A 6,000-nucleotide genomic window follows, 5' to 3' on the forward strand; every position below is an offset into this window, starting at 1 on the left:
GACTCCGGTTGATTTGTAAAGTCAATCCGGAGATCCCAGGCTGGCTCCCCGCGCCCGCGGGGATGAGCCCGCTATCATTCTGGGATCCTCATCCTCCCCGCGCTAGCGGGGTTCCAGGGCTGGCCATCGTTTTCAAGGCCAGCCTCTTTTTAGCGCTCCCCCCTCCCCAGAAAAAGCCTCTGAGTTAGCGGTACTCCACCACCACCGGCGAGTGGTCCGACCAGTTTCGGTGCTACGCTCGTAGCATGACCATGGCGGAGCACATCTCTCAGCGGGAATTGCGAAACGAAAGCGGGAAAATTCTGCGCGCGGTTGAGGCGGGCGAAGAGTTTGTGATTACGAACCGGGGGCGCCCAGTCGCGCGGCTCGTCGGCGTGGAAGACGGTGCCGAAAGGCGCTGCATCCTTCCTGCGCAGAAGCCGAGTCGCCCGCTCCGGATTGGGAAGCAGTACCGCCGGAAACTCTCGGCTTCCACAGATGAACTCCTCGAGGGCTACCGTGACGAGCGCATTTGAGCCTGCGCACCGCTGGTACCTGGATACCTCGGCTGCCCTTAAGCTCTTCGCGGACGAGGCCGAATCGGATGCCTTAGAGCAGGCGATTCTTGAGAGCTCTCCACAGATCTTTTCCTCGACGTTGCTCGAGACTGAACTGCGCCGCGTTGCCGTCCGGCATCCGGAGATTGCGCAAAGCGAGATCTCCGACTTTCTCCAGTCAATCGAGTTGGTCACGTTGACCCAGGCGGCGTTTCGCCTAGCGGGGCAATTGCCCGGCGCGACGCTGAGGTCCCTCGACGCACTGCACTTAACCGCGGCCCTCCTCGGCGGAGCATCTGCAATAGTCACCTACGATCGCCGGCTCCAAGCTGCCGCAAGGAACATGGGGCTCACCGCACTCGCCCCCGGCCAGACGCAGCTCCCCTAGCGGTACTCCACCACCACCGGCGAGTGGTCCGACCAGCGCTCTTCCACCGTAGCGGCCTTTTCCACCCACGCGCGCTGCGCCCGCTCGAGCATGTTGGCCGTCGCAGCCTGCACATCGATGCGCCAGCCGGCGTCGTTGTTGAACGCCTGGCCGCGGAACGTCCACCACGTGTACCCCGCGTCCTCCGGGTTCAAACGCCGCGCCACGTCGAACCATCCAGGGTCAGCGCATGCTTGCCGACGTTTCTCAGACACGTACTCGACAGCCCCCGCCCAGCCGGGCAGATCCTTGAGCTGCAGGTCTTGCGCCTCCTCGTCCGGGAAGCAGCCGAAGACCGCATCCATGAACGCGCGCTCGTGCGGCAGAAAGCCCGACTTCTTGTGGTTTGTCTTCCAGTTCTTCAGGTCTTCGCGGCGGTGGCAGATGTTCCAATCGCCGCCGATCACCATGTCGGGTTCCTCCTCGGCCCACTGGGCAAGTAGCGGCTCGAACTCATCGAGGAAGCGATACTTCTCGTCCTGTTTCGCGGTGCCGGCCGAACCGCTGGGGAGATACAAGGAGGCCACAACGGTGCCGTCGGAAAGCGTGGCCCTGATGAAGCGGCCGGCGTCTTCGAAGGTGGGGATGCCGATGCGGACGTCGGCAAGCGGGGTGCGCGAGAGAATGCCCACCCCGGCGCGGCCCTTTGCCCCGGGTGCGGTGGCGGGGGCGACGGCGAGGTGCCAGCCCGCCTCGAGTGCGGGGGCGAGCGCGGCGGTAGCTTCGGCCTCGGTGGCGCGGACCTCCTGCATGAGGACGACGCCCGCCGTCGTCTCGCGGAGCCACGCCAGCATGCCGGGGTTGACCTCGCTGCGGATCTTGGTGGCGGCGCGGATGCCGTTGACGTTGACGCTGGCGATGGTGAGGCTCATGGGTTTGCACCATACCGGTGCCTCTCACGCGGTACGCTGGGAGGTTGAAGTCTGACACCTTAGCATTAAGGAGCACTATGTCTACGATCATCTGGACCCGCACCGATGAGGCGCCGCTGCTGGCGACGTACTCCCTCAAGCCGATCGTCGAGGCGTTTGCCTCCCAGGCCGGCATCAACGTGGAAACGGCCGACATTTCCCTGGCTGGCCGCATTCTCGCGCAGTTCCCGGAGCGCCTGAACGACGACCAGAAGATGGATGACGCGCTGGCGCAGCTCGGCGAGCTGGCGAAGACGCCGGAAGCCAACATCATCAAGCTGCCGAACATCTCCGCTTCCCTGGTGCAGCTGAAGAAGGCGATCGCAGAGCTGCAGGCCGCCGGCTTCGACATCCCGGATTATGAGGATGCGCAGGAAAAGTACGACGCGGTGAAGGGCTCCGCCGTGAACCCGGTGCTGCGCGAGGGCAACTCCGACCGCCGCGCGCCGGAGGCCGTGAAGAACTACACCAAGAAGCACCCGCACTCCATGGGCGTGTGGTCCACCGATTCCAAGACCAACGTGGCCACCATGGACGCGAACGACTTCCGCCACAACGAGAAGTCCGTGATCATGCCGTCCGAGGACACCCTGACCATCAAGCTGGTCAAGGCCGACGGCACCGAGGAGGTGCTCAAGGACGGCCTCAAGGTGCTCGAGGGCGAGGTCGTGGATGGCACCTTCATGTCCGCCAAGGCACTTGACGCGTTCCTGCTCGACGCCGTGCAGCGCGCCAAGGAGGAGGGCGTGCTCTTCTCCGCGCACCTGAAGGCCACCATGATGAAGGTCTCCGACCCGATCATCTTCGGCCACGTCGTGCGCGCCTACTTCAAGGATGTCTACGACAAGTACGGGCAGGAGCTTATCGACGCCGGCTTGAACGGCGAGAACGGCCTCGGCGCAATCCTGGACGGCCTGTCCGAGCTGGGCAACGGCGAGGAGATCCGCGCAGCCTTCGAGCAGGCGCTCGCCGACGGTCCGGACCTGGCCATGGTGAACTCCCACAAGGGCATCACCAACCTGCACGTGCCGTCCGACGTGATCATCGACGCCTCCATGCCGGCCATGATCCGCACCTCCGGCCACATGTGGAACGCGGACGACCAGGAGCAGGACACCCTCGCGGTGATCCCGGATTCCTCCTACGCCGGCGTGTACCAGACCGTGATCGATGACTGCCGCGCAAACGGCGCGTACGACCCGACCACCATGGGCACCGTGCCGAACGTGGGCCTGATGGCGAAGAAGGCTGAAGAGTACGGCTCCCACGACAAGACCTTCAAGATCCCGGCCGACGGCACCGTGCAAGTGGTCAACTCCGCCGGCGATGTGCTGATTGAGCACCACGTGGAGGAGGGCGACATCTGGCGCGCTTGCCAGACCAAGGACGCCCCGATCCAGGACTGGGTCAAGCTGGCTGTGAACCGCGCCCGCCTGTCCGGCATGAAGACCATCTTCTGGCTGGATGAGGAGCGCGCGCACGACCGCAACCTGATCGAGCTGGTGAACAAGTACCTGGCTGAGTACGACACCGAGGGCCTGGACATCTCCATCGCGTCCCCGGTCGAGGCCACCCGCACCTCCGTCGAGCGCATCCGCCGCGGCGAGGACACCATCTCCGTGACCGGCAACGTGCTGCGCGACTACAACACCGACCTCTTCCCGATCCTCGAGCTGGGCACCTCCGCGAAGATGCTCTCCGTCGTGCCGCTGATGGCTGGTGGCGGCCTGTTCGAGACCGGTGCGGGCGGCTCCGCCCCGAAGCACGTGCAGCAGGTACAGGAGGAGAACCACCTCCGCTGGGATTCCCTGGGCGAGTACCTGGCGCTTGCCGAGTCCTTCCGCCACGAGAAGAACGCCAACGGCAACGAGCGCGCCGGGGTCCTGGGCGATACCCTCGACCGCGCGACCGAGACCTTGCTGAACGAGGGCAAGTCCCCGTCCCGCAAGGTCGGCGAGATTGATGACCGCGGTTCCCACTTCTGGCTCTCCCTCTACTGGGCCGAGGAGCTGGCGAAGCAGACCGAGGATGCCGAGCTGGCCGAGAAGTTCGCCCCGGTTGCCGAGGCCCTGCGCGCCAACGCAGAGCAGATCGACCAGGAGCTCATCGACGCCCAGGGCGGCGCTGCCGACCTCGGCGGCTACTACTGGCCGAACGAGGAGAAGACCAACGCCGTCATGCGCCCGTCCGCGAAGTTCAACGAGATCATCGACGCACTGGAGAAGTAGCTCGCTGATCTGAGATCGGCCGGTGTCGGGGTTTCGCGACCCGGCACCGGCCGGTTTTTGTTTGGTCAGACTGGGCAGCGCTGTGCCCAGCCCGGTACCTCCGCCCCACTTACCGCAAACGCTTACCCGACGAACTAGACCACCTAGATCAGATCAGAAGAGCGATTTTTTCTTGCTTCGTAACCAGAAAAAGATGCCAAAACAGCCCTTAAACTCTTCAAAAAACTCCCTTACCTGCGGAATCTGTGAGCGCTCTTCGAAATGTAGCCCACTGGCGCTCTTTGAAAAGTAGCCCAGTGTGGTCGTTGGTTATTGTGCCTGATGTGGTTGCGGGGCGGGGGTTGTTGCGGGGATTTCCCTGCCTTTGATGCGGTGGCTGGTGCCGCGGTGTTGGAAGATTTTGGCGTGGTGGACGATGCGGTCAACCATGGCGGTAGCCACGGTGACGTCGCCGAAGCATTGTGCCCATTGGGAAAATGCCAGGTTGGACGTGACGATGATGGAGCCGTGTTCGTACCGGCGGGACACGAGCTGGAAGAACAGGTTCGCGGCGTCGGCCTCCACTGGGATGTAGCCGAGTTCGTCGATGATGAGCAGGTGGTAGCCGCTTAAGCGTTTCAAGGTTGGTTCCAACCTGCCCATCGCGTGGGCTTCGGTCAGCGTGTTGACCCACCCGGCGGCGGTGTCGAACAAGACCCGGTAGCCTTGCTGGGCTGCCGTGACGCCGAGTGCTGTGGCGAGGTGTGTTTTGCCGGTGCCGGGCGGGCCGAGGAGGACGACGTTTTCGGCGGTGGCGACCCACGCGCCCGTTTCAAGACGGGCGATCTCTGCCCGGTCGATTGCGGGTTGGGCGGTGAAGTCGAAATCGGCGATGGTTTTCACTGAGGGGAAACCGGCGCGTTTGACGCGTTGGTTTGCGCCGGATTCTGCTCTGGCGGTGGCTTCAACCGATAACACGGCTGCGAGGTACTCCTCGTGCGTCCAGGATTCGGCGCGGGCTTGTTCAGCAATGGTTGCGTGGATGTTTGCGATGCGGGGTGCTTTGAGCTCTCTGGCGTAGCGGTTAATTGTTGCGGTGGTGTCGTGTGCTGGGGTGCGGGTCATGCGGTGGTCCTTTTCGCAGGGCTTGAGGTGATGCGGTCATAGACGGTGAGGTCGGCGGCGGCGATGTCGAAGCTGGGTTTCGGTGCAGGCGTGGTTGCGCGCTGCTGGCGCATTGCTTTTGCCGCGGCCTGGTGGGCGGGGTCGGTGATTGTGCGGCCTTTCGCCCAGATTCTTTGGTGGGTGGCGATTGTTTCCCCGCCTGGGCCGGTCACGGTGACGTGGTGCAAGGTGGTGTGCACCGTGACGAGTCGGTCGACGTAGGCGGGGTCGACGCTGTAGTGGTTGGTGTCGACGGTGACGAAAGTAGTTGCGGGGCAGCCGCACCGCGGGGCGGGTGCCGAAGGTCGGTGTGTATGGCGGCAGGGGCCGCATCCCGGCCCGGTCTGTGGTGAAGGCTTCAGCTGGCGAGGTTTTCAACACCGCGTGTGTTCTCACGTTGGCAACGGTGGTGAACCAGTCGTCGAGCTGGGTTTGCACATCCTTTGGGTTGGTGAAGCGCCGAGCCGGGAAGAACGAGGTTTTCATGTACCCGTTGGTGCGCTCAACGATGCCCTTGGATTCCGGGTCCCTGGGTGGGGTTTGCACGATTTTGCAGCCCAACGCGCCGGCGAACGCGATTACCGGTTCGCACAGTCTGGCTCTGCCGATGCCGGATTCGCGGTCCCACACCAGCCGGGTGGGAACTGCGGTGAAAGTGTGCTCGAGGAGATCCCACATCCCGGCCAAAAGGTCGTCGGTGGTGCGCGACGGCAAGATCCGCGCCCCGGCGAAGCGGGAATGGGAAGCAACCATCA

General features: G+C 64.0%; 7 protein-coding genes and 1 pseudogene. 4 read left to right on the forward strand and 4 right to left on the reverse strand.

What is annotated here, in order from left to right:
• The first annotated feature begins 245 nt into the window (after positions 1-245).
• Both M5J20_RS08900 and M5J20_RS08905 read left to right on the forward strand, forming a co-directional pair.
• Positions 246-515, forward strand: coding sequence for a type II toxin-antitoxin system Phd/YefM family antitoxin (locus M5J20_RS08900; RefSeq protein WP_253578702.1), 270 nt, complete (start codon positions 246-248; stop codon positions 513-515).
• Complete coding sequence (locus M5J20_RS08905) at positions 499-924, forward strand: type II toxin-antitoxin system VapC family toxin (protein ID WP_253578705.1); 426 nt, start codon at positions 499-501, stop codon at positions 922-924. Before M5J20_RS08900 ends, M5J20_RS08905 begins: the two co-directional genes overlap by 17 nt.
• Here M5J20_RS08905 and M5J20_RS08910 read toward each other — a convergent pair.
• Positions 921-1,835 (reverse strand): exodeoxyribonuclease III, encoded by a 915-nt coding sequence (locus M5J20_RS08910; protein ID WP_253578708.1) that lies wholly within the window; start codon positions 1,833-1,835, stop codon positions 921-923. The two genes, M5J20_RS08905 and M5J20_RS08910, sit on opposite strands and share 4 nt — an antisense overlap.
• Positions 1,836-1,912: 77 nt before the next feature.
• On the opposite strand from M5J20_RS08910, the gene M5J20_RS08915 reads away from it, so the two are divergent.
• Entirely contained in the window at positions 1,913-4,102 is a 2,190-nt protein-coding gene (locus M5J20_RS08915; RefSeq protein ID WP_253578711.1) for an NADP-dependent isocitrate dehydrogenase, read from the forward strand.
• Positions 4,103-4,411: 309 nt separating this feature from the next.
• On the opposite strand, the gene istB is transcribed toward M5J20_RS08915, so the two are convergent.
• From istB to M5J20_RS11525, 3 genes and pseudogenes are all read right to left on the reverse strand, one after another.
• Complete coding sequence (gene istB, locus M5J20_RS08920) at positions 4,412-5,206, reverse strand: IS21-like element helper ATPase IstB (RefSeq protein ID WP_253578714.1); 795 nt, start codon at positions 5,204-5,206, stop codon at positions 4,412-4,414.
• Positions 5,203-5,607: a Mu transposase domain-containing protein gene (locus tag M5J20_RS11550; protein ID WP_437177637.1), complete on the reverse strand. Its 405-nt coding sequence runs from the start codon at positions 5,605-5,607 to the stop codon at positions 5,203-5,205. Before M5J20_RS11550 ends, istB begins: the two co-directional genes overlap by 4 nt.
• A gap of 70 nt (positions 5,608-5,677) precedes the next feature.
• A pseudogene (locus tag M5J20_RS11525) lies at positions 5,678-5,755 on the reverse strand (hypothetical protein); the annotation flags it as partial.
• Between M5J20_RS11525 and M5J20_RS08930 the strand changes: the two are divergent.
• A partial coding sequence (locus M5J20_RS08930) for a hypothetical protein (RefSeq protein WP_253578721.1) occupies positions 5,730-6,000 on the forward strand: 271 nt, incomplete at its 3' end. The pseudogene M5J20_RS11525 and the gene M5J20_RS08930 overlap by 26 nt on opposite strands.

The organism is Corynebacterium stercoris (assembly GCF_024160105.1).
In the GTDB taxonomy this organism is placed as follows: Bacteria; Actinomycetota; Actinomycetes; order Mycobacteriales; family Mycobacteriaceae; genus Corynebacterium; species Corynebacterium stercoris.